This window comes from Streptomyces shenzhenensis, from assembly GCF_021462265.1.
GTDB lineage: Bacteria > Actinomycetota > Actinomycetes > Streptomycetales > Streptomycetaceae > Streptomyces > Streptomyces shenzhenensis.
The window spans coordinates 1-2,255 of sequence record NZ_JAJONF010000129.1 but is presented as its reverse complement, the minus strand read 5'-3'; the positions used below and the strand labels follow the sequence as shown (position 1 = coordinate 2,255).

At 76.5% G+C, this 2,255-nt stretch carries 1 protein-coding gene; it reads left to right on the top strand.

Going from position 1 to position 2,255, the window contains the following annotated elements:
- The coding region (locus tag LQ326_RS46995) for an SDR family NAD(P)-dependent oxidoreductase (protein ID WP_234545345.1) at positions 1-2,255 on the top strand (2,255 nt) is incomplete at both ends.

The window sequence follows — 2,255 nt, the reverse complement described above, 5'->3', positions numbered from 1 at the left end:
CGACGCCCGCCCCGCGGGAGGCCGCGGCGGCGGATCCGCACGAGGCCCTGTTCTGGAAGGCGGTCGAGGAGGAGGACCTGTCCGTCCTGTCCGCCACGCTGGACGTGAGCGAGGGGCGGGAGCGGGACGCGGTCGCCTCCGCGCTGCCCGCGCTGGCGAGTTGGCGACGGCGCGGCCGGCAGCGGGCGGCCGTGGACGCCTGGCGCTACCGGATCGCCTGGCGACAGCTCGGCATCGTCAACCCCGGCCGGATGTCCGGGACCTGGCTCGCCGTCGTGCCGGAGGGCTTCGCCGGTGACCTCCGGGTGACGGGCACCCTGGACGCGTTGCGTTCCTTGGGCGCCGAGGTCGTCGTGCGAGAGCTCGCCGTGACGGAACGGGGCGCGCTGACCGAGCAGTTGGTGTCGGCGGGCGTGGCCGGTCAGGGGGCGGTGCTGTCGTTCCTGTCGCTGGACGAACGGCCGCACACCGTCTTTCCGGCCATGACGAACGGGCTCGCGCTGCTGACGGCGTTGGTGCCTGCCTTGGCCGAGGCCGGGGTCGACGCGCCGCTGTGGGCGGTGACGACGGGCGGCGCGGACGGGCCCGACGGGCCGGAGATCTCCCCGGCGCAGGCGCTCACCTGGGGCTTCGGGCTGGTGGCCGCGCTGGAGCAGCCGCGCCTGTGGGGCGGTCTGGTGGATCTGCCGGCCGAGCCGGACCAGCAGGCGCTGCGGCAGCTGGTCGCGGTGCTGCGCGGGCAGGGCGGCGAGGACCAGCTGGCGATCCGCGGGGCCGCGGTGTTCGCGCGCCGGCTGGTGCGGGCGCCACTCGGCGAACACGCCGCCCGGCGCGCCTGGACGCCGCGGGGCACGGTCCTGGTCACCGGCGGCACCGGGGGCGTCGGCGGGCAGATCGCCCGGTGGCTGGCCGGCGCGGGTGCGGAGCATCTGCTGCTGAGCCGCCGGGGTGCCGCGGGCGAGGGCACCGCGGAGCTGGTCGGCGAGCTGGAGCGGCTCGGCGCCGGGGTGACGGTGGCCGCGTGCGACGTGGCCGACCCGGAGGCGCTGGCGGAGCTGGTCGCGGCGGTGCCGGACGACCGTCCGCTGACCGCCGTCGTGCACGCGGCCGGGCTGGGGCAGCAGAGCCTCATCGCCGAGACCCCGCCCGAGGAGTTCGCTCGCGTCCTGGACGGCAAGGTCGCGGGCGCCCGGAACCTGGACGCCGTGCTCGGCGACCGGGAGCTCGACGCCTTCGTGCTCATCTCGTCCAACGCGGGCGTGTGGGGCGGCGGCGGACAGGGCGCGTACGCCGCGGCCAACGCCTATCTCGACGCACTGGCCCGGGACCGGCACCGGCGCGGGCTCACCGCGACCTCGGTGGCCTGGGGTTCCTGGGCCGGGGCGGGACTTGGCGCGGTCGACGGCGCCGCGGAGCGCCTCGCGCGCCTCGGCGTCATACCGATGGAGCCGGAGACGGCGGTCCGCGCGCTGGTCGCCGCGGTCGAGCGGGACGAAGCCGCCGTGTCGGTCGCGGACATCGACTGGGCACGGTTCGCGCCCGGCTTCACCGCCGCGCGGGCCAGTGCGCTGCTGAGCGAACTGCCCGAGGTACAGGCGGCGTTGCGGGAACCCGAGACCGCCGCCGGTGCGGGCGGCTCCGGATCCGCGCCGGGCCTGGCCGGCCGGCTGGCCGAACTGCCCGCGGCGGACCGGGAGTCCGCGCTGCTGGACAGTGTGCGGGCGCACGCGGCGGCCGTCCTCGGGCACCCGGACGCGTCGGCGGTGGACCCCGACGCCCCGTTCACCGGGCAGGGTTTCGACTCGATGACGGCGGTGCAGCTGCGCAACACCCTCGTCAAGGAGTTCGGCCTGCGGCTGCCGACCACACTGCTCTTCGACCACCCGACGCCGCGGGCGGTGGCCCGGTTCGTGCTCGGGGAGCTCACCGGCACCGCCGGGCAGGACGAACTCGTCCCCGCGGCCGCCACGCCGGTGGACGACGACCCCATCGCGATCGTCGGCATGGCGGTCCGGCTGCCTGGCGGCATCTCCTCCCCTGAGGACCTCTGGGAACTGCTCGACACCGGCGGCGAGGCCCTGTCCGGCTTCCCCACCGACCGCGGCTGGGACATCGACGGCATCTACGACCCCGAGCCCGGGCTGCCGGGCAAGACGTACACGCGCACGGGCGGATTCCTCGACGGCGCAGCGGAGTTCGACCCCGCGTTCTTCCGGATCTCCCCGCGCGAGGCACTGGGCATGGACCCGCAGCAC